The sequence below is a fragment of the Streptomyces sp. NPDC101234 genome (assembly GCF_044767525.1).
GTDB lineage: Bacteria > Actinomycetota > Actinomycetes > Streptomycetales > Streptomycetaceae > Streptomyces > Streptomyces sasae.
Genome location: NZ_JBIWOA010000017.1, coordinates 103,646 through 126,266 on the forward strand (window position 1 = coordinate 103,646; position 22,621 = coordinate 126,266).

The window sequence follows — 22,621 nt, forward strand, 5'->3', positions numbered from 1 at the left end:
ATCGCATGGTGAGAAGTCCGTCCTGGCTGGTAGACCGGAGGGGCCAAGGTCTCGAACTCTGCTGAGTGCAGTGGAAGTTAGGGAAGAACAGGAGTCCGATCTGGGGGCCGGATCATAGGATCCACGCATGCCGAGAGGGGTTGGAAGTTCGACAGGGGCACAAGACGGGGCGCGCCCCGTTCGTTTGGGGCCCTTGGACGGCAGGTGGGAGCGGCCTGCAGCCGGAGTGGCCGGGATCCTGTTCGCCGGGGCCGGAGCGGTCGCGGTCTTCATCTCGAAGAACCAGGCAGGCAGCGCCACCTTGGTCGTGGTCGGAGCTCTGTTTCTGCTGATGGCCGTCAGTGGCCGCACTATCGAAAGCGTGCGAATCGGCGACTGGGAGTTCACATTGTCGGAATTGCGCAGGCAGGCGGCCGAACAAGCTCATTCCGGGCTGACCGATCAGGCCCAGGCCATGTTGAACGTCCTCAAGAAACTCGACCCAGCGGCAGACCGGGACCCAGCGGTTCGCGCCGTGGAGATCACCGTGTTCGAGAACCGGGTCCTCGATGCCATCGAGGCCGCACGGTCCGAAGGTGAGCAGATGGAGCGCTACCCCAACAGCGGGCTGGGCGAGCCACTCGCCGTCCTCGTGGCGCAGCCCGATGGCATCAGAATCGGTGCCTTCGCCGCGTATGCCCTGGACGACTCCGGCCACATATCGGCAGCAGCTTCGGACAGCTTCGTACGACGCGCGCGAGAGGTGGACTGCGCCGCCTACCTCTTCGTCAACGGCACACTCCACCAGGAAGACCTTGCTCGCCTGGCCGAGGGTATTCAGCGGAACGGTGGCCGGCCCGTGGGCATCGAGACCTGGGTGTCCATCGAGCAACCCGCGCCCCTACGCCCCGCCATTGACCGTCTGCTCGCCCGGGTTCGCGGTCCGCAGGACGAGAGGGTGACGATCCCCGGACAGTGATCGAGTGACGGTCCGGCAGCACAGCCACCACATATCGCGGGCAGTGCAGGGAACCGTCGAGCCGACCGCGGTGGATGGTGGGCTTGCCGACCGCGGTCAGTAACGGCGGCTAACCACATGAGTCGCATACGCCCGTCGCAGGAAGCTGAACGAAGCAGCGGTCGCAGACTCGTAGGGACTTCTCAATGCGTTCGCGCCGGCGCTCGATGGCGGCCTGATACCTGGGGGCAAGCGCGGGGACGCCACCGTCGGGCGGCAGGGTTGCTCCGAAGCGGCGGTAGCAAGCAAGTCGTGCGTCAGCGGCATGCTGCTCTCGCTCCAACACGTCCTCCACCGGCGGTTCTCCGGCGACTTCCAGGACTTCTCGGTAGCCGGTGCCCACCATGCCGTCGTCGCTGTGAACCACGAGTGCCGTCAGCGGCGGATCGCCACGGCGGTGCGCTTCGTGGACCACTCTGCCGAGGGTGGCGCCGATCCAGTGGTGCAGGCGGACTTTGGTACGGAAACCCGTTCTGTCCTGGATCTTCTCGGCCAGCTCCTTGTACGTGATCACGGCGTGGTACGTGCCTGCTACACCCACAAGGATGGTGTACGCCTCAGTGGCCCAAGCGTCGCGAATCTCCTGCGGTGTGGGCGTGGCAGTACCAGCCTCACACTCAAGCTCACCCTGTGTCATCCCCACCCCGTGATGCCTCGTTGAACGGCGCCTCGGCCGCATTTTCCTCCGAAGAGGAGACAAGCCGCCATAGATCGCAACAGTCGTTATCGTTCGTGCGTCAGCGGTCGCGGGCGGCCGCGCGGCAGCGATCCCTTTCGGGTCGTGGGACCTAGTGCGCTGACCGCGAACGTCGGCCGGGTAGGGGTGTGTTGATCTCGGCTGTCGGCGGGATGCTGGTCTTTGCTGCCCGTTCGGGGAGGAGGCCAGCGATGGCGAAGCCGGTACGCGCCCGTCGGTTGACGGACGAGGAGGGACGCACTCTCCTGCGCATCGTGCGACGGGGCCGGCACAGCACGATCAAGGTCCGCCGCGAGGTGATCATCATGGCGTCGGCGTCGGGCAATACCAATGAGGTGATCGCCGCGCTGGTCGCCGCCGATCCCGACACCGTCCGGGACGTGATCCACGCGTTCAACGACCGCGGCCTTACCTGCCTGGACCCGAAATGGGCCGGCGGCCGTCCGCGTCGGATCACCACCGACGACGAGGCGTACATCGTCGACGTCGCCCAGAAGCGGCCCAAAAAGTTAGGCAGGCCGTTCACCCACTGGAGCCTGCGCAAGCTGTCCGACTACCTCAGCCATCCACCGGCCGGGGTGCGCCGGTGCGCCGGGTGACCATCGGCCGCGAGCGGCTGCGGGTGCTGCTGCACCGCCACCACATCACCTTCCAGCGCACCCGCACTTGGAAGGAAACCCACGACCCGGACGCCGACGCAAAACTCGACCGCATCGAGGAGGTCACCCGCCGCTTTCCCGACCGGTGCTTTCGCCTTCGACCAGTTCGGTCCGCTGTCCATCCGGCCCTGCCACGGCACCTGCTGGGCCAGGGCCAAACACCCCGACCGGCCGCCCGCGACCTACCACCGCACCCACGGCATCCGCTACTTCCACGGCTGCTACAGCCTCGGCCACGACACCCTGTGGGGTGTGGTCCGCACCCGCAAGGGCGCCGACCACACCCTGGCCGCCCTGAAGAGCATCCGCGCCGCCCGGCCCGACGGCGCCCCGATCTACGTGATCCTCGACAACTGGTCCGGGAACAAGACCAAGGGCATCCACACCTGGGCCGCCCGGCACAAGACCGAACTGTGCTTCACCCCGACCCAGGCGTCCTGGGCCAACCCGATCGAGCCGCACTTCGGGCCGCTGCGCGGCTTCGTCCTGGGCAACAGCGACCCGCCCAACCACCCCGCCCTCGCCCGCGACCTGCACGCCTACCTGCGCTGGCGCAACCAGCAGCGTCGCCACCCCAGCGTGCTGGAGGCCCAACGCCGAGAACGCGCCCGCATCCGATCCGAACGCCAGCACCGCTGGGGCCGACCCCACCGAACCGCCGCATGATCAACTGTCACTGAGCACCCTAGTTGGCCATTCTGATCACCACAGTTGGCCACACCGTCTGACCTGCCAGAGGCGCCCGCAGGACGGTTCAGGCCAGGGCCTGTCCGGGCGATCAAACTGCCCTGGCCTTCGAGTAGGGGCGCTATCCACGGGCAAGAGAGATAAGGGCTCCTGTCGGTGGACTCAGCCGTGAAGTGGTTTGCGGTAGCGGACATACTCGTTGCGGCGCCGGAACCCTACGTTCTCGTAGAGGTCGTAGGAGCGGTGGGGGTTCGCGGTTCCCGTGAACAAGCGGGCGGTCGCTGCTCCCTGTTCGCGGAGGCAGCGCAGCCCTTCCAGCAGCAGGCCCCGCCCAAGGCCCAGGCGCCTCCACTCCGCCTGGACGCTCAGTTCTTCGACTTCGCCCACAGTGCGGTCATGCCGGCGGATGGAGCACAGGACGACGCCGACCATCTGCCCTCCATGCCAGGCGGCCCTCCAGCAGGTCGCGTCCGCCTCGGCGAGGAAGTCCTGGAACGTCCAGGACGGGATAGATGCGGAATCCGCATATGAATCGACAACCGTCTTCCAGGCGGCGTGGTAGTCGCTTGGCTCGACGGAGCCCAAGGTGATGCCGGCCGACAGCTGTTTGCCGTGCTTGGGTAGCCGTCCCAGATCGGCCAATTCCAGCTCGACCACGCTGAAGACACGCTGGTAGCTGGCTCCGAGCAGCAGCGCCGTCGCGTCCTGCTCGGAGGTCATGGCGTTCGCGCCGAACACGGCCGTCTGCGCGGTTCCCTGCTGCCGGACAAGCTGGTGGACGCGGTGTTCGACCCAGCTCAGCATGGCCGAGCCGATGCCCCGGCCGCGATGCTCGGGCAGGAGATAGCCGCGGTGCCGGTACAGCCACGTCCCGTCCCGTTCCCGCCACCATCTGACCGTCGCGTAGCCAACGACGTCCCCGCGGTGCACGACCAGGACCTGGTTGTCTGAGGGGTCGACCAGTTGAGCGGAGGATTCCGCGATTTCGGCCGCCGTCGGGAGTCCCTCGACAACCGACTGGGCGTCGATCCGATCCCGCGCCACGCAGCCCAGCCGCACAGCGGCCATGGCGCGATGGTCTTCGTGGCCGCGATACGGCCGGAAGACGTAGCCAGCAGGAGGTTCCACCGGCTCACGGCCGCGGCCGTCGTCCACCTCCACCTCGAAAGCCTCCCATCACGTCGGACATGTGGGTTTCACCGTTCAGTGAGCGTAGGCCGTGCCGGACATACACCAGACCTCGTTTTCCGCAGCATGACCGTCACCTTCCCGGAATGATCAGCTCATGGCCGTTCTCTCCCGCCCCGAGCCGCTGTCCGACGATATCCTCATCTGGGCTGCTCAGCCTGGTGACGAGGACACCGTGCTCGACCTGCTGGCCGAGGCCGCTGCATGGCTACAGGGCCGCGGCATCGCACAATGGCCCGCACGCTTCCCGACCAGTTCCGTGCGCGGGCAGATTGCAGCGGGAGAAGCACTTCTGGTGGGGCAGCCCTCACATCCGGTCGCCACGGTCGCCGTTGCCGACCACGGCGCCGAACTGTGGGGGGCCGACACCGAACCGGCCTACTACACCTCCCGGCTGGCGGTCGCACGACGCGTGAGCGATGCCCACCTCGGCTACCGCATCATCGACTGGGTGGCCCTCAAGGCTGCCGAACACGGTCGGCGATACGTGCGCCTGGCCACGGCCAGCAACAACCCAGTGCTGCGACACTGCTACGAACGAGCAGGCTTCCAGCACGTCGCCGATCCACCACAAGCGCGCTGGCCAACGAGCCTCTACCAGCGGCAAGTCGGCGCCAATGGTCGAAGCTGAGCACCGATGTGGCCAACTGAAGCGCGCAGTGGCCACCTAGCGTGCCCAGTCACCTCAACCCACCCGGCGCACGTTCGCGGTCAACGCACTAGGTCGGCTTCACTGTGAGTCCGTCCGAAGTTAGGCTGCTGAACGCGCCGTGACCTGGCTCGAAGCCCTTCGAGATCAACACGCTGTCATAGCGTGATCACTGGCGAACGGCTGCACCCGACCGCATCTGCCTGCACAAACAACAAGACCCCGCACTCAGTGAACACACTGATGGCGGGGTCTTTAGGCACCTTACTCAAGGTGCCCCCGGCAGGATTCGAACCTGCGCACACGGCTCCGGAGGGCATGCCCGAGTCTGGGGGTACATAGCCACTGACCTGCTGGTTCTTCTCCGGGGCAACTGGCTAGTGGCGATCTCTATCGCATACCTTGCGCAAGCCTCGCGACCGGAGCGGACACGAAGCATCGGCCGCGGGCAAGAGTCCGTACGCTCACCGAGATTCTGCGGTGTCTCGATCAGCGGTCCATCTGCCAGGAAGCGTCGAGACGCCGGCAGCTGGCGAGACGTCTCCCGCCACCGGTAACTTTTGGTCTTCCGGTCGAGGGACTGTAGAGCCACCTGAGAGGTTGGGGGCCTTGATGGATCCACAGATAGCTGCCTTTGCGGGCACCGCTGGTACAACGATTGTCACGCTCATGGCCACGGATGCCTGGCAGCGCACACGTGATGGAGTCGTAGCTATCTGGCGGCGGGTGTCCCCAGAGAGGGCCGACAGCGTAGCCGGTGAGCTCGATCAGACGCGCGAGGACCTGCTGGTAGCCCAGAGCGGCGAGGACTCGCAGACAGAGACCGAGCTTCGAGCGGAATGGCAAGGCAGAGTCCGGCGGTTGCTACTTGCTGATCCGAGCATTGCAGAGGAGTTGCGCGCGCTGCTGGACGAACTGGCGCCGCACGATAAAACGAGCAATAGCGTCGTTCAGATGCACGCTCAGGCGACGGGAAATGGGCGTGTTTACCAGGCCGGCCGTGACCAGCACATTAAAGAATCATGAGTGATTCCGAAAGGTATGTGTCACTTGACGCGCAAGCCTCAGGGCAGTCGCGAAATTACCAAGCGGGGCGTGACCTTTATGTTAATGAAAGCGGTAACCCTGCTGTTCCACCAACGGTCATCCCCCTAAGTCAAACGGGGCGCATGCACGGTGATTTCGTAGGACGCGATGGAGAGATCGAACGCATTTTTGCTCACCTTCAGCCGCAAGGCGAGGGTGCCAGCGTCAGCAGTGTCCTAGTGCTATCAGGGCTCGGCGGCATTGGGAAGACGGAGCTTGCGACCCGGGCTGCTCGTTTAGCTGTGGATCAGAACCGCTTCCCCGGTGGTGCCGTATCCGTTGACCTTCGTGGTTATGAAGCGTTATCTGATCTTTCTGTGTATCCGCACCAGGTATATTCACCGCTACTCAAAGCGCTGGGGGTCGATGCAATAGATCCCATGCCTGAGAATGTCGGGCCACAGTTCCATGCCGAGCTGGAGAAGCGGGCGGGCGCAAAGCTACCCGTTTTGATCCTCTTGGATAATGCTCGTGATCCGGAGCAGGTTCTTTCGCTCATCCCCGACTCGCACATTCATAGAGTAATCGTAACGTCCCGCAATGCAATCGCACCTCTGCTCCCTGGGGCGATTAATGTTCGACTCGACGTGCTCTCACCTGAAGATGCGGTAAGCCTGATCAAGGTAAAAGCGAGAAGAGAGCTTCCCCTGGCGAGCGGGCTTGACTTGGCGAAACTCTGCGGCCACTTGCCTTTGGCGCTAAGTGTCGTCGGTGCCATCTTGGCGTCTGACCCAGAATTGAGCGTAGCCGAATTGTCGGGTGAGCTTACTCAGGAAGAGCAGCGACTGGAGGGCCTAGAACACGAAAATGTTGCCGTTCGTGCGGCCTTCGAGCGATCCTATGTTCGACTGAATGAGTTCCATGCAGCTGCATTCAGGTCGCTCGCGCTTGCTCCAGGTACTGACATTTCGGTAGAGGTAGCAGCTCTCTTGCTCGACAATCAGGAGCTGAAGGCCAGGCGCGCCCTCCGGCATCTCCTTAACTGTCACCTGGTCGAGGCGGGTCATGGCCCGGGCAGGTGGAGGATGCATGATCTGGTCCGACTCTATGCGGCCGAACAGGCCCAGAGGATAGACAGCAAGGAGTCGCGTGATGCTGCTCAGGTGAGAGCCGTATCCTACCTTTCAGATCGGGCTGAGCTTGCGGCTGAATGGACCAATGGGCACCCGCGGAATCAGTCGTCTTATGGATTTGGGGACCGTTCTGCTGCCATGGAGTGGCTCGCTGCCGAGGCGTCAAACTTGGTTGCCAGTGCCGAGGTTGCTGCAGAGTTGGAAGCATTCGACAAGAGTGCAGACTTGTCTTCATCGGTTGTGCCGTACTTGATTAATGTAGCGGACTTTTCTTCCTCTCTGTCTGTTCTTTCTATCGGGATAGAGGCTGCGAAAAGAAGCGAAGACCGATCGCGTCTCGCTGGCGCTTACAATAATCTCGGTATCACGTACACCTCTATGAGGAAACACCGGGATGCGGTGCGATGGTTTAACAAGTCGGTAGCTATTGCGCGCTCTCTGGGTGATCGTGGCGCCGAGGCGAAGGCGCTCATTAACCTAAGCGGTGCATTGAGGGATTTGGTTGGTGTTGAGGCCGGCATGGAACCCTTGGAAAGGGCCATGAGGCTCGGCGGTGGCGAAAGTGAAGGTTTCGGCCTCACTAATGCGGGGATCGCCCTTCGTGAATCGGGCAGATTTCAAGAGGCCGAGAAAGTGCTACGGCAAGCCCTTGCAATCCATGCTCGAAAGGGTGCCAGGAAAGCGGAAGCGTCAACGCTGGCTCAGCTCGGAACGGCGATAATGCAGCGGGCGACGCGGGAGCTCACCCCCGCCCTCCTTCAAGAAGGGGCAAATTATCTGGGCGCAGCGATTGCTGCCTATCGAGATGTAAGGGATCGCCAGGGGGAAGCGATGTGTTTCCTCAATCTTGGAAATGCATTTTCTTTGGCGGCTAACCTCAAGTCGGCCCTTGAGCATTATCAATCTGCCCTGGAGCTGTCTCGTGAAGCGGGAGATAGTCACGGAGAGGGGATGATCATGGCTGCCATCGGGCTGGCGTTGGTCACGCGTGGAGAAAAGAAGCGCGGGCGGTCTGCTCTAAAAGAGGCTCAGCGCCTTCTTGAGCCCTTCCATGAGCCTGGGCGCAAGCAATTGATTGCCAAGCATCTCCAGGATCATGATGGGTAGGGGGATCGAGCGTGCCCTTGCTCGACGCTTGGCCCGGAGGGGAGGTGGTTAGGGATTCAGTATTTAGGCAGGGTGTGGCTGACGGCCTCAACCTCTGTCACGTGCCTGTGGGATCCTTGGCATGCACGCTGGAACGAAGCGAGAGGAGCCGAAGTGCCGGAAGCCAGTCCGCGTGGAACCTACCTGGTCATTGCGGAGGCGCTGCGAAACGAGATCGAAGAGGGAGAGGGCATCGACACCCTGCCCTCGGAGGCCGACCTGATGCGTTCGCATGGCGTCGGCCGGAACACGATCCGTCGCGCCCTCAAGGTTCTTGAAACCGACGGTCTGGTTGAGTCGGCTCCCGGGATCGGTTGGCGTGTCGCTCGGGGTGGCGATCGTCGGTCTCTTGCCGAGCGGATGACCGACGTGATCGCGGAGGACTCGCTCTCAGTAGGCGACGTCTACCCGTCCGAAGCGAAGCTGTGCGAGAGGTTCGGGGCCTCCCGTACCGCTGTACGCCGTGTCCTTGCCCAGATGGAGGGAAACGGCCTGATCGCCACCGTTCATGGCAAGGGGCGAACTGTGCGCGCTCTCCCGACGCCCACCGTCCGGCCGTAGTCTTGGCGGCCATGGGACTTTCTGAGTGGGCGTACTCGCTCTCCGAATCGTTGCTGTCCGATCCGCTCCCGCGCCGGTGGGCGCACTCGCTGGGGGTTGCCAAGCGCGCTCGCTCCTTGAGCCCGATCATGGGTGATGATGCCGAGTTGCTGGAAGCCGCCGCGGTGCTGCATGACATCGGGTACTCGCCGGCCATCGCCACGACGGGCTTTCACCCGCTGGACGGTGCGCGGTTCCTTCGAGAGCAGGAGAAGGCAGACGAGCGGGTCGTTCGTCTCGTGGCTCACCACTCCTGCGCCCTGCTGGAAGCCGAGGAACGCGGGCTGAGGCAGGAGCTTGAAGGAGAGTTCGAGCTAGAGCGTCCGGACCTGGTCGACGCTCTGCTCTTCTGCGACATGACGACGACGCCCGACGGAACGCAGACCACCTCGACCGAGCGGCTGGACGAGATCGTGCAGCGGTACGGCCCGGACACGATCGTCGGGCGGTTCATCCAGCGCGCGGCACCCGAGATCCACGCGGCGGCGAAGCGTGTTGAGAGCCGGTTGGTGCAGATCTCCGCCGACAGTCAGCCGATGTAGGGCTCTCGCCGCGAGTCGTCGAGACCGTGGCGGATGCGCAGCATCATCGACGGGTGAATGTCCAGCCCGTCAAGGTCCGTTGGGTCAACCCAGCGGACCTCTTTCGACTCGCTGCTCGTACGCAGAGAACCCCCGACGGGGTGGGCTCGGAAGCAGATGGAGAACTGTTGCCGGACCTCTCCGTCGTCGTACGCGAGCACGTGTTCAGGGTCGGTGTAGAGCCCCACGATGCTGTCGACTTCGACGTCGATGCCGGTCTCTTCCGCGACCTCACGGACGGCAGTGTCACCGATGCGTTCGCCGATATCGTGGCCACCGCCGGGCAGTGCCCACAGGTCGTTGTCCGTCTTGTGGATGAGTAGCAACCGCCCTGCGTCGTCTCGTACGACCGCGGTGACCGAGGGCACCACCGAGTTGGCGTGAGGAGCGTTCGGGTCGCGGAAATAGTCGATGCGGCTCATCAGGCAGTGCCTTCCCAATCGGCAGGTGAAGAGATCGGGCGGGCCGATTCCCAGACCTTCTCAACGCTCTCAGCGTAGGCGTCGAAGAGTTCACCGCCGGGCACGCGTTGCAGGTGCAGCACGGGTGCCATGTAGGCGCCGACGCCGTAGAGGTGCCCGTTAGCCAGCATCTCGTCATCGGCCCGGTAGATGGAGTTGTAGAGGGTCGTACTGTGCAACCGGAACTCCACCCCGGGGAGACCGAAGAGCGGGCTGTAGTTGATGAGGGCGTTCCGGATCTTGCCTGCCATCGCCCCGCCGATACCTTCGTCCTCGCCGCGCATCGCCACGGCCGGCGACGCCGGCTCTCCCAGGATGAAGCGGATGGGCACTCCGTCGGCTGACTTCTCTTTCACGATGCGGTGGAACGATGCGTCTTCCGTGAGCCAGAACCCGGAGTACACCAACAGGTCAAACTGACGGGTCGCCTTGGAGTAGAGGTTCGTCCAGAGGTTTTGCATCACGACGGATCGGTGTGGATAGAGCCTGACCAACTCCGCGTTGCCGGCGGCCGCGACCTCAGCTGACGTGCGCTCGTCCGGCCACAGGTACGACACCTCGCACCTCAACAGCGATGCTGTTGCGAACTGGAAGCGGCGGTATGGCTTGCGCTCAGGTTCGTTGATCCATCGCTCGACCGTCTTGGCCGCGACCCCGAGTCGTTCAGCGACCTCATCGAGCGTCAGGCCCAAGTCCACTATCGCGCCGCGCAGTCGCTCGTTCGCCATGCCAACCTCCGACTTCCTGGGACGACTTGGTTCGACTTCACGGTAGCTAAGAACGACCTGAGCCGCGCAACCGCGAAGTCGAACGTCGTCGCTGCCGACGCCAGTCTGTAGGTACATCGAGCGCGAGGGTTTCGCAGACCTCCATCAGCCGAAGGGCTTGACGGGGCGAACCTCCCTCTGCAAGATGAGGAACACGTAATACATGTTCCTCTCGTTCGGATCGCGTCAGCGAACCGAACGGGCGCACGACCAGGAGCCCCGCATCGGACGGGGGGAGGCGACCCGGCGCCTTGGCATTCACCGGAGGGCTTAGACCGAAAGGTCACGTCTCCATACGCCTACTTCGAGGCTGGACAGCTCTACCTGACACGGGAGCGCGGTCGCGATGAAGGAGACAACGCACTACCTCACCTCACCGCTGGGCTCTGGCACGGCGGCCGGTTGCCTCCGCTGCTCGTCTCGTACGAGCAGCGCTGAGGGGAGCCGGGATCGACTCTGACCCCGCCGCCACGCCCCGCGAAACGGTCGCCTCTCGCCAAGGACCGCGACCGCTGCCGCTTCACGTCCCTCGACACCAGGAGAAGAACCGTGAATCAGCGCGACCTCGACAACATCGCCCACCGCATCGGGTTGGCCGCCATGGAGTTCGCTCCCGGTCACCGGCCGACGGCCGCTCAGACCGCCGATGCCGCTTCGATCCTCCGCGGCATGCTTCAGACGGCCGAGACCTACGGCGTGACGTTCGCGGACTTCGACGCCGTCGCCCACTTCGCCCGGCTGGCCATTCAGCTCGTCCAGTCCCGCGACGAGAGCCGGTGACCACCGTGGACGCTGCCACCTTCGCCGCTGTGTTCATCGCCCTGTACGTCGCCCACAGCGTGGGCGACCACTGGGTACAGACCTCCCACCAGTCCGCGCACAAGGGCCGCCCCGGCTGGATCGGCCGCCTCGCCGACGCTCGGCACGTCGCCACCTTGACCGCCACCAAGGTCGCTGTCTTGTTGTCGGTCGCCTGGCTGCTGGACCTGCGTCTGTCCGTGCTCGGCACGGTCGCTGGGCTCGGCATCGACGCGGTCACGCACTGGTGGGCCGACCGGCGCAGCACGCTCGCGTGGCTGGCCAAGGTGACCGGCAAGGGCGAGTTCTACCGGCTCGGCGCCCCGCGCGCCGGCCACGACGACAACCCGCACATCGGGACCGGCGCCTACGCGCTTGACCAGTCCTTCCACCATCTGTGGCTCCTGGTCGCCGCGCTCATCATCGCCACCGTCTGATCCCCGTACTGCCCCCGTCCGCGTCTGCGGCGGGGGGCTTGTCTTTCCGGGGTGGTCGCCTCTCGCCAAAGACCGCGACCGCCCCGGCATCCCTTCGATGCCAGGAGAACTTCCATGCGTACGTACATCGGCCGCCAACAGGCCATCTCTGCTGCCGACTTCGCGGAACTCGCGCTTGGTACCCCGGTTGAGCTGTGGCTCGGGGTCGAGGGAGAGACGGACGAGGAGCGCGCCGCCCGCGAGGACGCGGCGCGCGACATCCTCGCCGACAACCCGCACTTTCCCGACGACCTGGTCCGCATCGCCGCGCAGGTCATCGAGGAGAACCCGGACCTGTTCGATGTCATCCCTCTGGTCCGCCCCGCCCGCCAGCGCACGGCACGCAAGGGGGCTGCGGCATGAGTGAGCTGCTGTTTGTCGCTGCGGCCGGACTGCCGATGGCGGCCGGATGGTCGCTGCATGCGCTGCGCCTGCGCCGCCGTATCGAGACCGCCCGGCGTGACCCGCTGACCGGTCTGTTCACCCGCGACGCGTTCGCGGAGCGCGCCATGAAGGTGTTGGCGGGCGGTCCCAGCGCGGTCTACGTCGTTGACCTCGACAGGTTCAAGGAGATCAACGACACCTACGGGCACGCTGCCGGAGACGCGGTTATCGCGGCCACCGGCCGGCGGCTCGCGGAATGGGCCGACATCAACGCGGGCACCGTGGTGCGCCTGGGGGGTGACGAGTTCGCCGCGGTCGCTCGCGTCTTCAGTCGCGCTGATCTGTCGTGGACGTTGGGCGAGTTGACCCGCGCCATCGGGCAGCCGGTCACGGTCGACGGCCGCCCTCTCACGGTGGGCGCCTCCGTTGGCGCGGTCGCCTACGACCCCCGCGCCGACGACGTGGACCTGTCCACGCTGGTGCGGTTGGCCGATGAGCAGATGTACGCGGCCAAGAACTCCGGCGCCGACTGGCTGACCGCTCTGGACCTCACCCCGCAAGTAGAGACGTTCAACAACCGCCGCGTCGGTCGCCCCGGCACGGCCGGCGGAACGGAGGCAGCGGCATGACGACCGCCCCCGAGACACCCGCGTCCGGAGTGCCGCCGCTGACCCGCCCGGAACTGGGACTCGCCGGAATCGGCGCGCTCGCCGCCGCTGCGGTCGGCGCGCTGGGACTGATCTCCTCCTTCGACGCGGTCTCCGCTGCCGCGGCGAGTTGGGGCTTTGCCTCGCCGTGGATGCTGCCAGTCGGTATCGACGTGGCCATCCCGGTGTTCACCGTGGCCAACCTGCTGCTGATCCGCATGGATATGGCGCTCGCGTGGGTGCGGTTCGTGCCCTGGGCGCTCACCCTCATCACCTGCGGGCTGAACATCGCGGCCGGACACTCCCTGTCGGCCAAGGTCGCGCACGGCACCATGCCGCTGCTGTGGGTGGTCTTTTCCGAGATCGGCGCGCACGTCTACGCCGTACGGATCGGCGCTGCCACCGGCCGCCGTATGGAGAAGATCCGGTTCTCCCGCTGGCTACTCGCCTTCCCCTCCACCTTCGCGCTCTGGCGCCGCATGACGCTGTGGGAGGTCACCTCCTACAGCGAGGCACTGGCGCGGGAGAAGGAGCGGCAGTTGGCTCGCGCAGATCTGCGTGAGCAGTACGGCCGCAAGTGGCGGTCCAAGACCCCGCGCCGCGAACGCGTGATGCTGCGCATGGGTGACCTCGCCCCCGCCATCGAAGAGACCACCCCCGCGCCGCCCCCGGTGGCCACGCCGGCGCCCCCGGCCGATGCCAAGCCGCGTCCGCGCCGCCGGACTCCCGCCAAGGGAAAGGCCAAGGCACAGCGCACCTTCGAGGAGCTGCTGACCGAGGCACGCACGGTCACCGCACCGTGGCCGGACGCGGAGTTGACCGCAGACCGCATCCGCACCGAAGTGCACTGCTCGGCTACCAACGCACGCACGCTGCGCGACGCATTGAAGTCCGAGCGCGCCGACGACCGCCCGCTGCACTCCGTCGACGAGGCGGAGAGCGAGGAGTCCGAGGCTGAGGCCGCCTGATGCCCGCGGCATTCGGCAAGTGCTACGACCCCTCCGGCAGCCAGTACGGCATCCCCACCTACCCATGGCGCTACGCCCCCGACGGGCTCGCCACGCGCCGCCAACTGCGTGCCCGTGGCTTACGTCCGGGCGGTCAGCCGATCGCGGCTCAGGTGCTGCGCCCGCGCTACCGGCGCGGCTCGCTGATCGCCTACCTCTACCGCGTCGACCGCGCCAAGCCGGTGCGGCCGATGACGCTCGGCAAGCGGGACGCGCTGGCCAAGGCGATGCGGGCCCGCCGTACCTGCCCGTCCTGCCGCATGGACGCGGGATACGTCATCCCCACCTCGCTCGGCATGTGCGTGCCCTGCGCCTACCCCGAGGAACAGCGCGCCGCGTGACCTACAGGATGTCCACGAAGTCCATCACAGCCTCAAGGATTCGGTTCCTGCGGCGGTGCGCCTTGCTGCAAAAACGCCGCCTGCGCCAGCGACTTCGTGGCTGCTCCACCGGCTGGCCGCACCAATTGCACGGCCGCGTCCTGAACTCAGATTCCCCCATGCCACCCCCGTAGCACCGCCGTGCGGGGGCCGTCCGCCCACCTCCTACAGCGACGGCCGGACCCCGCCTCTTTCCCTTGGAAGGGACATTCAGTGAAGCACCCCGACGACGAGAACGAACTCTTCCACCGACATGAAGCTGACATGGCCGCCGACTCCGGGGGCGAGGTGGTCGACCTCGACAAGGCACGGTCGGCCCGTACCGAGTCGGCCGACCCGACCACTCGACCCGACTCCGACCCGTCTGCCGACCCCGCGCCGGACCGGTCGGGTGCCGAGTCGGCCGATCCGACCGCCCGCCGGTTGGTCGACCTTCCGACCGCGAAGGCGACCGGTCCGGGCTACCTCGGTCGGCTGCTCGCCGCGCAGCGCCGTCCGGTCGTTCCGCTGTGGCTGAAGTCCGTGGCGGAACTTAAGACCGCAACCGGATGGGTGGCCCGCCACTACGCCCACTCGGCCGGCTATCACGCGCTTCGCTCCCCGGTCTACGCCGCACGGCTCACGCTTCAGGCGCCGTCCGGTGCCGCGAAGTTCGTGGGCGCCACCATGCGGTGGGTGGCCGACCGCGAGGGCGAGCCGGTCCGACTCGCAGCGGTCCGGCGCGAGGGCGCTGCCGAGTACCTGAAGCTGTCGCGACAGCGTGACGGACGGGTCCGACTCCGGACGCTGGTCGCCGTGCTCGCGATGTTCATCGGGCTCGGCTCCGCGCTCGCCATTTACGTCCTGGCCCCCGACTGGCTTCAGGCCCTGTCGGTCGGTGCGGTTGTTATGGCGCTCGGGGCCGCCGGCCGCAAGGCGGACGACCCGGTCATCCACCGCGCGGTGGAGCTCCCCAAGGCCGTCAAGCTCACCAGTGACATCGTGCTGCGCGCGCTCGGATCGCTCGGCATCCCCGCCATTAACCAGGCACAGGGCAAGGGCCGCGACGGGTTCGAGTTCACCGCCCCCATCACCCGCGACGGTCCGGGGTGGCGTGCGGAGGGCAACCTCCCCTACGGCGTCACGGTCACGGATGTCATCGAGCGGCGCGACCGGCTCGCCTCCGGTCTGCGTCGGCCGCTCGGCTGCGTATGGCCCGAGGCCGTGCCGAGCGAGCACACCGGGCACCTGGTGCTGTGGGTCGGCGACCAGGACATGTCGACCTCCCGCAAGCCCAAGTGGCCGCTGCTGACCAGTGGTTCGGTCAACCTGTTCAAGCCCGTCTCCTACGGCACCGACCAGCGCGGACGCTGGGTCGAAGTCACCCTGATGTACATCGCGGGCATCATCGGCGCCATCCCGCGCATGGGCAAAACCTTCCTGCTCCGTCTGCTCCTGCTCATCGCGGCGCTGGACCCGCGGGCGGAGCTGCACACCTACGACATGAAGGGCACCGGCGATCTGGACCCGGTCGGCAACGCCGTCTCGCACCGGCACGCCGCGGGCGACGATGACGACGCCATCGAGTACGCGCTCAACGACTTCCGGGCGCTGCGCGAGGAACTGCGCCGGCGTACCAAGGTGATCCGCTCGCTTCCGCGGGACATCTGCCCCGAGTCGAAGGTGACCAGCGAACTCGCCGACAAGCGCGCCCTTGGCCTGCACCCCATCGTGATCGGGGTGGACGAGTGCCAGGTGCTCTTCGAACACCCCAAGCACAAGGACGAGTTCGAGGAGATCGCAACCGACCTGGTCAAGCGCGGTCCGGCCACCGGCATCGTGCTGCTGCTCGCGACGCAGCGCCCGGACGCGAAGGCGCTGCCCACCGGGATTTCCGCGAACGCGTCGGCGCGCTGGTGCTTGAAGGTCATGGGCCAGCTGGAGAACGACATGGTGCTCGGCACGTCCGCATACAAGCGCGGGGTGCGGGCCACCATGTTCAGCTGGGGTGACAAGGGCATTCACTACTTCATCGGTGAAGGCTCCGACGCCCGGATCGTGGGCTCGGTCTACGTGGACGGCCCCGGCGCCGACAGCATCGCTGCCCGCGCCCGCACGGCGCGCGAGAAGGCCGGACTGCTCTCCGGGCACGCGCTCGGGGAAGAGCCGGAAGCCGTAGCGAGCGCGTACGACCTGCTCGCCGACATCCTCGCCGTGATCCCCGTCAAGGAGACCAAGGTGTGGTCGGAAACCGTCGTCGCGCGGCTCGCCGAACTGCGCCCTGAGGTCTACGACGGATGGGAGCCCGAGACCCTCGCCGCAGCGCTGAAGCCGCGGGGTCTGTCCACGATCCAGGTGGGCCGCCGGGTGGACGGCAAGGTCGTCAACCGGCGCGGTGTCGACCGCTCCCACATCACCGCAGCGATTGCGGAGCGTGACGGAAAGCGGGACGCGGGCTGACCACTGCGGGCCGCTAGCGCTAGCGGCACCTCCCGCTAGCGTTAGCGGCTCGCTTAGCGCCCCAAACAAGCCCTGATCAGGTCGCTAGCGCATAGCGACCCACCTGCGGAAACCCTGAAAACCGCCCCGGAGGGCCCGTCATGACCCCTGCCCTGCTCGCTATCACACTCCTGCTCAGTGTAACGCTGTGTTACATCGCGGTGTGTGCTGCCTCGCCGTTCGGCAACTGCCGCAAGTGCAACGGCTGGGGCTTCCAGATGAAGACCGACCGCAAGGGCCGCCAGAAGCGCGGCAAGGACTGCCGTCGCTGCAAGGCCACCGGCAAGCGCATACGCGTCGGCCGCTGGCTCTACAACCGCTGGGCCCGCATCTACCGCTCCGGCACCGGCTGAGGAGAAGACAGACGACCGCCCGCCATGAGACGGACCCCGCTCCGAGCAGGAGCTAGGTGGGCGCGGTCGCCGGTCAGCGCCCCGAACTTGCCAGCACCCGGGGCCCGCAGAGCGTATCCATCCATCCACCTCGCCCGAAAGCGAGTTTCCCCGTGATCCTCAGCATCTCCGCCGTCCTGCTGTTCGGTGCCGCGTCCACCCTCGCCGTCAAGACCAAGTCCGCCGGGGGCGGTTCGGCCATCGTGCTCTTCCTCTTCGGGTTCTTCGCCGCCGGGACCGGCGCGTACGAGCCCATCCACAACCTCGTGCAGGCGTCCGCCGTCGCCCTGTCCGCCCTCGGGAACTAGGGAGACAGCCCGTGAACGAACCCACCACCCACGGCCGCAACAGGCACTCGCCCGCGGCCGTGGAAGTCCACGTTCCCACCCCCATCACCCCCGCCGCCCGCACGGCGCCGCTCGCGGTCGTGCAGCCCGGCAGCATCGCGGCCGTGGCGAGTGTCGTCTTGCCGGACGGCCGCGTCGTCACCGGCTACGCCATCGAGCCCGCCAAGCCCGAACCGGTCGCCACCAAGCCGGCCGTCTCGCGTACGGCGGTGAACATCGCCCTCGGAGGCGTCGGGTTCGGCGCCGTGTGCGGCGGGCTGTTCCTGCTGACAACGTTCATCGCCGCGCTCGCCGCGCTGATTCACCAGCTCATCATTCTCGCCGCCGTCATCTTCGGCGGCTGGATCGCCGTGCAGGTCTTCAGCGCGAGCGGCCACCGCGGTGGCAACACCTTCCACATCCGCAAGGCCGTCTTCAAGCGCAACCACTTCAACGGCTGAACACCCCGATGGGAGAACCGTGTTCGAGATCCGTGTCATCTGCGACCCCGCCGAAACCGAACCGATCGTCGCCGCGCTGGACCGCACCTTCACGGTCGGCACCGTGAGCGTTTACCCCACCCGCGACCGCAAGCGGAACCGCCTCTACGCCCGCGCCGAGTCCAAGCCCACCGAGGCCGAGCCGGCCGAGTCCCCGCTCACTGCCGAGCAGGCGTACGCCAACGCTCCCAGCATCAACAGCGAGATCGGCTGGGCGGCTCGCACCCTCGCCGCCACCGAGTGCTTCACCGAGCTAGGGCGTGACTTCTACCTGCGCAAGGCAGCCCTGCTGGACCGCATCGCGCTCCTGGACGAGCCCGACATCCCGTATGGCGATGCCACCGCGGCCGCCGACGCGGCGGCCGTGTTCCTGCTGGACATGGACCAGCCGGGCCCGTTCCACGAACCGCGCACCTATGTCCGCCAGCAGTACGCGCACTCGCTCGCCGCCGAGAAGTAGCTGTGGCTGGGGCGGTCGCCTCTCGCCAAAGACCGCGACCGCCCCGGTTCTCCGTCCCTTCGACAGAAACAGGAGACCACCAGCATGACCCAACCCACCCCCATCAGGCGAGACGGCACCCGGCCGCGCCTGTTGGCGCTGTGCGCCGGCTACGGCGGACTCGAAGAGGCGATCCGTGCCGGGACCGGCGGTGCGCCGGTCGCGTTCGCGGAGAACGACCCGCACGCCGCAGCCGTGTTCGCCGCGCATCACCCCGGAGTGCCCAACCTCGGGGACATCACCGCCGTTGACTGGCACACCGTGCGCGACCAGGTCGCGCCGGACGTGATCGGCGCCGGCTTCCCCTGCCGCAACATCTCCAACGCTGGACGAAGGGACGGAATCAATGGGCTGTGGTCTCGGGTCTGGAAAAACGTCGCTCAGGCTGTGGGCGTCCTTCGACCGCGTCTCGTGTTCCTGGAAAACGTGGCGGCGCTCCGCTCGCGGGGGCTGGACGTCGTCGCCGCGGACCTGGCCGCGATCGGGTATGACGTCCGGTGGACATGTCTACGAGCTGGTGACCCCGAAATCGGCGCCCCGCACCCGCGGGACCGCTGGTTCGCAATTGGTCATCCCGCTGATGCCGACCCCCACCACCTCGGACGGCACTGGCGGCCCCGGAATCTCGCCCAAGCGCAAGGGTGGGATGAACCTGCGGACCGCCGTAACGAGGTTGCCGGCACCGCCGGAGGGGTGAACCTGTTCAGGGCTGATGGAACACCGTACGGAAATGGCTACGGGAGCACCCTGACGGACGCCGTCCGGCGTCTGTTGCCCACCCCAGCTGCCCGCGACTGGAAGTCGGGCGCCTCGAACCTGCTTGGCAGGAACGCTCGCCCGCTCAACGAGGTGGTCGTCAACCTGCTGCCCACCCCGAAGGCGTCCGACGGACCGCACGGCGGCCCGAACCAGCGCGACACCTCCGGGCGGTACTACCTGCCCGGTCAGGCCGTGCGGCTCGATGACCGGTGGGTGGCCAGTGACGGCACCGACTACGGGCCCGCCATCCGCCGGTGGGAGCACGTCACCGGCCGTGCGGCACCCTGCCCGACCGAGCCGGGCACCCGGGGCAATCGGCGCCTGTCGCCGGCGTTCGCGGAATGGCTCATGGGTCTTCCCGCCGGGTGGGTCACCGCCGTGCCCGACATCCCCCGCAAGGAACAGCTGAAGATCCTGGGCAACGGCGTGATCCCCCGACAGGCCCATCACGCCTACGGCCTGCTCTTGGGCGCCCACGTCCCCGCGCGCCCAGAAGGGAGGGCCGCCGCATGACCGCCACATGCTCCCACCTGAACACCGCGCTGGAACTCGCCGCGGTCGGCTTGCCGGTGCTGCCTCTGCTGGACGGGAAGGGGCCGTTCGGCAACTGCCGTGCGTGCGCCAAGAACGCGTGTGGCGGGCGGCCGAACATGAAGCGCGCGGGTGCCTGCCGATGCCCCGCCCCCTGCCACGCATGGGCTGCCGCCACCACCAGCCTGAACGTCGTCACCTCCCGTCTGTGGGTGGCGGCATGGGAGCGGGCCGTGTGCGTCGGCTACCACCCCGGAGGAGCGAGGCTGACCGTGGTCGACCTCGACAACGCTGCGGCCGTCTCCTGGGCCCGCGAGACCCTGCCCACCACCCGCACCGTGGCAACGACGCGCGGTGAGCACTGGATCTACAGGGGCGTCATGGGGTCGCACAACGCGGTCCGGGCAGGAGTCGATATCAAGTCCGCGATGTCGTACGCCCGTTGGCTCGGTCCGGGCGCCGGCCGCATGGCCGATCTGCCGTCGACCGTCCGCGCCCTGGTGGTGAAGGAAGAGACCACCCCCGCCCGCGGGGAGGTGGTCTCTTCCCTCCCCGTGGGCGCCACGTGGGACCGGACCGTTGCCGCCGGCTGCCGTCACACCGACGGCTACGTCCGCACCGGCCTGGAACGGGGCCTCACCCTCGTGCGCTCCCGCGTCGAATCCGGTGCCGGATCACAGGCGTTCGGCGTGGCCCGGTTCCTCGCCGCGCAGCACACCGAGTGCCCCGGTCCGTGCGGACTGGACGTGATCGGGGGAGAGATCGTGGCTGCGGCCGTCTCGGTCGGTGTCCCCGAGTCCTACGCCCATCGCGCGGTCACCAACGGCCTCAGCGCGGCCGAGAGGGGTGCCGCATGACCTATAAGCCCTTCAATTACCTGAAACAGCTTCAGAACGCCACACAAGCCGCCCTACGGGCCACTGTAGGCGACCGAAGGAACGTCGCCGAAGGCGTCCGCACTGCACTTGGTCCTGACCCACAGACCGGAGATCCCGTTGAAGGGAGGGCAGTCTCATGACCGCACAGCCTGTGGACCGCACCGACCTGTGGGCCGGACTGTCCACCCTGGAAGAGCCGCCCGCACCCGTGTGGGAGGAGCCCGTTCCCCTCACCGGACCCCGCAAGCTCGCCCCCTTCCCGATCGCCTCTCTTCCGGGGTGGCTGCGGGAGTTCGTGGCCGCGGTCGCCGAGGAGACACAGACCCCCGTCGACCTCGCCGGATGCATCGCGCTGTCCGTGCTCGCCACCGCGGCGGGCGGCAGGGCAGTGGTGCAGGTGCGCGGGCACTGGCGCGAGCCCACGAATCTCTACGTTGTCGTCTCGCTACCGCCCGCCAACCGGAAGTCTGCCGTGTTCGGCCTGCTCACTGACCCGCTGTACGAGGCAGAGCAGCAACTGCGCACGCTGACCCAACCGGCCATCGTGGAAGCCGAGATGACCGCCCGCCTCGCCAAGGAAGCGGCCGACAAGGCCACCGCCAAGGCGGCGTCGGCGAGTGCGGACGAGCGGGATCAGTTGGTGGCCACGGCGATCTCACTGGCGCAGACCGCGGAGAGCGTTAGCGTGCCGGCCAAACCGCAGTTGCTCGCTGACGACACCACCGCCGAGACGGTCACCTCCCGGATGGCCGAGCAGGGCGGCCGGATCTCCGTCATGTCCGCCGAGGGCGACATCTTCGACATCATCGCCGGACGCTACTCCGGCAAGCCCAACATGGGCGTCTTCCTCAAAGGCCATGCCGGAGACCGTCTCAAGGTCGACCGGCAGACCCGCGAGGAATACATCGAACACCCCGCCCTCACCATGGGGTTGTGTGTGCAGCCGCAGGTCTTGGACGACATCGGACGCCAGGACGGGTTCAAGGGCCGCGGCCTGCTAGGCAGGTTCCTCTACTCGGTTCCCGAGTCGCTGGTCGGCCGCCGCAAGATCGAGCCGGACCCCATTCCCGAGCAGGTAATGGAGACCTACCGGCGTCATGTCCTCGACCTGACGCTGTTCCTCGCCGAGTGGACCGATCCTGCTTTGATCCAGCTCACCCCCGAGGCGGTCGCCGCCCTGAAAGCCTTTCAGGGGCGGGTAGAGCCGATGCTGGAAGCCCGCGGCGGCATCATGGGGCAGATTGGCGACTGGGGAGGCAAGTTGGTCGGCGCCACCGCGCGCATGGCCGCCCTGCTCCACCTCGCCGAACACCTCACCAAAGGGCATACGGTGCCCGTGGCGGAAGCGACCATGCGCGATGCGATCGCGCTGGCCGAGTACTTCATCAGCCACAGTCTCGCCGCGTTCGACTCGATGGGCGCTGACCGCATTGTCGAGCGAGCCCGCACGGTGCTGGAAGTACTCCACACTCACGGATGGCGTGAGGTCAGCAAGCGGGACCTGATGGTGAAGCTCTCCCGCTCCGAGTTCCGCACCGCCAATGACCTCGATCCGGTCCTGGCCCTGCTGGAAGACCACGGCTACGTGCGCGCCCAAGCCGTCCAGCGCACCGGAGGACGCGGCCGGCCGCCCTCCCCGCGCTACCTCATCCACCCCCGCCTGACTGACCCGACCGCCTGAGCCCGCCCACAGAAACCACAGAATCACAGAAATACCCCCGGCAAGCCCCTGACCAGCACAGACAGCCCTGTCAGGGGCCCGCGGAGCGCTGCCACAGAAACCAACCGAGAAGCCACAGAAATAACCCGCCACCGGCCCCGCCGGTCCGGCCGCCTATTTCTGTGGAACTTTCCGCGATTTCTGTGGCAGCCCCCACCGCGCGGCATCGCCGCAGGTCAGCCCACCAATCCAGGGTTTCTGTGGTTTTCGTGGTTTCTGTGGCGGCTCTCGGCTGGTCCCACCACCTTCCCTTGC

24 protein-coding genes and 1 pseudogene are annotated in these 22,621 nt (G+C 66.8%); 21 read left to right on the forward strand and 4 right to left on the reverse strand.

Annotated elements, in window-relative coordinates; genetic code table 11:
* The first annotated feature begins 226 nt into the window (after positions 1-226).
* Positions 227-958 (forward strand): hypothetical protein, encoded by a 732-nt coding sequence (locus tag ACIRR9_RS29185; protein WP_403757675.1) that lies wholly within the window; start codon positions 227-229, stop codon positions 956-958.
* A 109-nt stretch (positions 959-1,067) separates the two neighbouring features.
* Here ACIRR9_RS29185 and ACIRR9_RS29190 read toward each other — a convergent pair whose 3' ends face one another.
* Positions 1,068-1,511, reverse strand: coding sequence for a hypothetical protein (locus tag ACIRR9_RS29190; protein ID WP_403757678.1), 444 nt, complete (start codon positions 1,509-1,511; stop codon positions 1,068-1,070).
* A gap of 374 nt (positions 1,512-1,885) precedes the next feature.
* On the opposite strand from ACIRR9_RS29190, the pseudogene ACIRR9_RS29195 reads away from it, so the two are divergent.
* Positions 1,886-3,019 (forward strand): annotated as a pseudogene (locus ACIRR9_RS29195) (IS630 family transposase).
* A gap of 183 nt (positions 3,020-3,202) precedes the next feature.
* On the opposite strand, the gene ACIRR9_RS29200 reads toward ACIRR9_RS29195, so the two are convergent.
* Entirely contained in the window at positions 3,203-4,108 is a 906-nt protein-coding gene (locus ACIRR9_RS29200; protein WP_403757943.1) for a GNAT family N-acetyltransferase, read from the reverse strand.
* 217 nt (positions 4,109-4,325) lie between these two features.
* Between ACIRR9_RS29200 and ACIRR9_RS29205 the strand changes: the two genes are divergently transcribed.
* The 5 genes from ACIRR9_RS29205 to ACIRR9_RS29225 all read left to right on the forward strand — a co-directional run bounded on the left by ACIRR9_RS29205 (position 4,326) and on the right by ACIRR9_RS29225 (position 9,324).
* Positions 4,326-4,859, forward strand: coding sequence for a hypothetical protein (locus ACIRR9_RS29205; RefSeq protein WP_403757680.1), 534 nt, complete (start codon positions 4,326-4,328; stop codon positions 4,857-4,859).
* Positions 4,860-5,489: 630 nt separating this feature from the next.
* Positions 5,490-5,903, forward strand: a complete 414-nt coding sequence (locus tag ACIRR9_RS29210) for a hypothetical protein (protein WP_403757683.1) — start codon at positions 5,490-5,492, stop codon at positions 5,901-5,903.
* Positions 5,900-8,143: a tetratricopeptide repeat protein gene (locus ACIRR9_RS29215; protein ID WP_403757686.1), complete on the forward strand. Its 2,244-nt coding sequence runs from the start codon at positions 5,900-5,902 to the stop codon at positions 8,141-8,143. The genes ACIRR9_RS29210 and ACIRR9_RS29215 overlap by 4 nt, the downstream gene beginning before the upstream one ends.
* Before the next feature lie 153 nt (positions 8,144-8,296).
* Positions 8,297-8,743 (forward strand): GntR family transcriptional regulator, encoded by a 447-nt coding sequence (locus ACIRR9_RS29220; protein WP_403757689.1) that lies wholly within the window; start codon positions 8,297-8,299, stop codon positions 8,741-8,743.
* A gap of 11 nt (positions 8,744-8,754) precedes the next feature.
* On the forward strand, positions 8,755-9,324 hold the full coding sequence (locus ACIRR9_RS29225) for an HD domain-containing protein (RefSeq protein ID WP_403757692.1): 570 nt from the start codon (positions 8,755-8,757) through the stop codon (positions 9,322-9,324).
* Here ACIRR9_RS29225 and ACIRR9_RS29230 read toward each other — a convergent pair.
* The gene (locus ACIRR9_RS29230; RefSeq protein WP_403757694.1) at positions 9,312-9,785 is read right to left on the reverse strand and encodes an NUDIX domain-containing protein; all 474 of its coding nucleotides are present in this window, start codon (positions 9,783-9,785) and stop codon (positions 9,312-9,314) included. The genes ACIRR9_RS29225 and ACIRR9_RS29230 overlap by 13 nt on opposite strands.
* Positions 9,785-10,552 (reverse strand): helix-turn-helix domain-containing protein, encoded by a 768-nt coding sequence (locus tag ACIRR9_RS29235; protein WP_403757697.1) that lies wholly within the window; start codon positions 10,550-10,552, stop codon positions 9,785-9,787. Before ACIRR9_RS29235 ends, ACIRR9_RS29230 begins: the two co-directional genes overlap by 1 nt.
* Positions 10,553-11,140: 588 nt before the next feature.
* Between ACIRR9_RS29235 and ACIRR9_RS29240 the strand changes: the two genes are divergently transcribed.
* The 14 genes from ACIRR9_RS29240 to ACIRR9_RS29305 all read left to right on the forward strand — a co-directional run bounded on the left by ACIRR9_RS29240 (position 11,141) and on the right by ACIRR9_RS29305 (position 22,327).
* The gene (locus ACIRR9_RS29240; RefSeq protein ID WP_403757700.1) at positions 11,141-11,371 is read left to right on the forward strand and encodes a hypothetical protein; all 231 of its coding nucleotides are present in this window, start codon (positions 11,141-11,143) and stop codon (positions 11,369-11,371) included.
* A 5-nt stretch (positions 11,372-11,376) separates the two neighbouring features.
* Positions 11,377-11,826, forward strand: a complete 450-nt coding sequence (locus tag ACIRR9_RS29245) for a transcriptional regulator (protein ID WP_403757946.1) — start codon at positions 11,377-11,379, stop codon at positions 11,824-11,826.
* 114 nt (positions 11,827-11,940) lie between these two features.
* Positions 11,941-12,228 (forward strand): hypothetical protein, encoded by a 288-nt coding sequence (locus ACIRR9_RS29250; RefSeq protein ID WP_403757703.1) that lies wholly within the window; start codon positions 11,941-11,943, stop codon positions 12,226-12,228.
* Complete coding sequence (locus tag ACIRR9_RS29255) at positions 12,225-12,878, forward strand: GGDEF domain-containing protein (RefSeq protein ID WP_403757706.1); 654 nt, start codon at positions 12,225-12,227, stop codon at positions 12,876-12,878. Before ACIRR9_RS29250 ends, ACIRR9_RS29255 begins: the two co-directional genes overlap by 4 nt.
* Positions 12,875-13,864, forward strand: coding sequence for a DUF2637 domain-containing protein (locus ACIRR9_RS29260; RefSeq protein ID WP_403757708.1), 990 nt, complete (start codon positions 12,875-12,877; stop codon positions 13,862-13,864). Before ACIRR9_RS29255 ends, ACIRR9_RS29260 begins: the two co-directional genes overlap by 4 nt.
* A complete protein-coding gene (locus ACIRR9_RS29265; RefSeq protein ID WP_403757710.1) occupies positions 13,864-14,244 on the forward strand; it encodes an RRQRL motif-containing zinc-binding protein in 381 nt (126 codons plus the stop codon). The genes ACIRR9_RS29260 and ACIRR9_RS29265 overlap by 1 nt, the downstream gene beginning before the upstream one ends.
* 252 nt (positions 14,245-14,496) lie before the next feature.
* Positions 14,497-16,722, forward strand: a complete 2,226-nt coding sequence (locus ACIRR9_RS29270; protein ID WP_403757713.1) for a cell division protein FtsK — start codon at positions 14,497-14,499, stop codon at positions 16,720-16,722.
* Between the two features lie 140 nt (positions 16,723-16,862).
* Positions 16,863-17,114, forward strand: coding sequence for a hypothetical protein (locus ACIRR9_RS29275; protein WP_403757716.1), 252 nt, complete (start codon positions 16,863-16,865; stop codon positions 17,112-17,114).
* 152 nt (positions 17,115-17,266) lie between these two features.
* Positions 17,267-17,461, forward strand: a complete 195-nt coding sequence (locus ACIRR9_RS29280; protein WP_403757718.1) for a hypothetical protein — start codon at positions 17,267-17,269, stop codon at positions 17,459-17,461.
* Between the two features lie 11 nt (positions 17,462-17,472).
* The gene (locus ACIRR9_RS29285; protein WP_403757721.1) at positions 17,473-17,940 is read left to right on the forward strand and encodes a hypothetical protein; all 468 of its coding nucleotides are present in this window, start codon (positions 17,473-17,475) and stop codon (positions 17,938-17,940) included.
* Positions 17,941-17,959: 19 nt separating this feature from the next.
* On the forward strand, positions 17,960-18,439 hold the full coding sequence (locus ACIRR9_RS29290) for a hypothetical protein (RefSeq protein WP_403757723.1): 480 nt from the start codon (positions 17,960-17,962) through the stop codon (positions 18,437-18,439).
* Positions 18,440-18,523: 84 nt separating this feature from the next.
* A complete protein-coding gene (locus ACIRR9_RS29295) occupies positions 18,524-19,750 on the forward strand; it encodes a DNA cytosine methyltransferase (protein ID WP_403757726.1) in 1,227 nt (408 codons plus the stop codon).
* Positions 19,747-20,625: a bifunctional DNA primase/polymerase gene (locus tag ACIRR9_RS29300; RefSeq protein ID WP_403757729.1), complete on the forward strand. Its 879-nt coding sequence runs from the start codon at positions 19,747-19,749 to the stop codon at positions 20,623-20,625. Before ACIRR9_RS29295 ends, ACIRR9_RS29300 begins: the two co-directional genes overlap by 4 nt.
* Before the next feature lie 172 nt (positions 20,626-20,797).
* Positions 20,798-22,327 (forward strand): YfjI family protein, encoded by a 1,530-nt coding sequence (locus ACIRR9_RS29305; RefSeq protein ID WP_403757732.1) that lies wholly within the window; start codon positions 20,798-20,800, stop codon positions 22,325-22,327.
* Positions 22,328-22,621 lie beyond the last annotated feature (294 nt).